The following is a 1,562-nucleotide window of genomic DNA, read 5'->3' as shown; positions in this document are numbered from 1 at the left end:
GATTTCTAATATGATGTCAAGTATCAACTTATTTAAAAAAGAGTACACTAAACAGTGATAGCTTTTTGACAGAAAAAAGCTGTCATAAATATCAAATATACTGGTATTTAAATAGTCTGCTTAATGGGAAGTTCTTGCGTAATTATAAATTTGGTTTGTGCGGACCAAATTCATAATCGTCCTATCAAGCCTATTCACACAAGCAATCATGGCAACCATATCCGGTTTAGGGTGTGGTCCTTTTTTTAGCTTATAGTAGTAATCCACAATGTGATTATCAATGCGTGCTTTATTTCTAAGCATGGATCTAATCATTTCAAACATAATATAACGGGCACTACTTTGACCTCTCCGGTTAATCCGGTCAGCTTCTTTGAACCCTCCGGATTGGATTCGTCGTAGATCTATTCCAACGTAAGCATTCAGCTGCTTATAGCTGGGGAATCTCGCTATTTTTCCTGTAAATCCTAGTAACAGGGCAGTTGATATCTCTCCCGCCCCAGGAATACTCGCAATGAGTTTAAACTCCGGAAAAGTTTTCGCGTAAGTGATCAATTGGCGTTTTAATAAGTCATGGGCCTGATTATATCGCTGAATCTCTTCACAATAACTATGGATTTGATTAGTCAGAAATGAATTCGCAGGTTGTGCTGGGTACGATAATTGGCCTGCCTGCCAGACCTCATTACATCTACGTACGATTAAATCCGAATGGATTTTAGGACTTACCAAGCCAATGATTTGTTTTGCCATCGTTCCTGGAATATATCCTGTTAAAAAATCAGGGTGGGGAAAGAGACTAACAAAAGTTAAGCCGAGCACTGATCGAATTGGGTTAAATATATCGTTTAACTCGGGAAATGTTTGATCAAGTGCGGCATGTAAATGATTGATAATCCGGGATCTCTCCTTAGTTATTTCTAGATAGCGGTGTGCCATTAAATGAAGTTGCTCATATGGCCTTGAATATGGTCTACGACCATGAATCAGTGACTTCTGATCAATTCCCAGGAGCGCTAATTTAACTGCATCTGAACGGTCTGTTTTTTGCCTTCTCAACCCCGCCATGCGAATTGAGGACTCCAAAGGATTTATTTCAAGGTAATTCATTCCTTCATCGATAAAAAAACGAGTCAGAACTCTAGAATAAATACCAGTCGTTTCAAATACTGCCATGACTGGCAGGTCACTCGTAATTATTGACTTGAGCTTTGCCAATCCAGACTTATTATGGATAATCTGAAACTCCTTAATAACCGTATGATCGTGTAAAAGAGCACAATTACTCTTTCCACGACTCACATCAATACCTAAAACGTGCACTTTATCGCCTTCCATATATTTTTGAGGTAACAACTTCGCAGATTCGTTCATTTTCTATATTCGATCTCAAGGACCCACATCCTAAATCTAACTGTTCACTACGTGTTGTTGGGCCAGTTTGACACTCGGAATGTATATTTCACTGATGTTGACGACCTCAACCTCAATTTAAGTATAGTAAAAGAGGTATCAAGATTGTCGTCACAATCTTGATACCTCTTACTTTAGGATGTTTGACA

The 1,562-nt window shown here is 38.6% G+C and carries 1 protein-coding gene; it reads right to left on the bottom strand.

Features of this window, described 5'->3' with window-relative positions; genetic code table 11:
• Positions 1 to 120 precede the first annotated feature (120 nt).
• Entirely contained in the window at positions 121 to 1,374 is a 1,254-nt protein-coding gene (locus IV87_RS10785; RefSeq protein ID WP_191991500.1) for an IS110 family RNA-guided transposase, read from the bottom strand.
• Positions 1,375 to 1,562: the final 188 nt, after the last annotated feature.

This window comes from Pediococcus ethanolidurans, assembly GCF_001437405.1.
Taxonomy (GTDB): Bacteria; Bacillota; Bacilli; order Lactobacillales; family Lactobacillaceae; genus Pediococcus; species Pediococcus ethanolidurans.
The sequence above is the reverse complement of the archived record's forward strand: the minus strand, read 5'-3'. Positions and strand labels throughout refer to the sequence as shown.

Bases quoted from the DNA above. Each gene is read 5' to 3' on its own strand.
- IV87_RS10785 (WP_191991500.1), bottom strand. From the start codon at position 1,374: ATGAACGAATCTGCGAAGTTGTTACCTCAAAAATATATGGAAGGCGAT.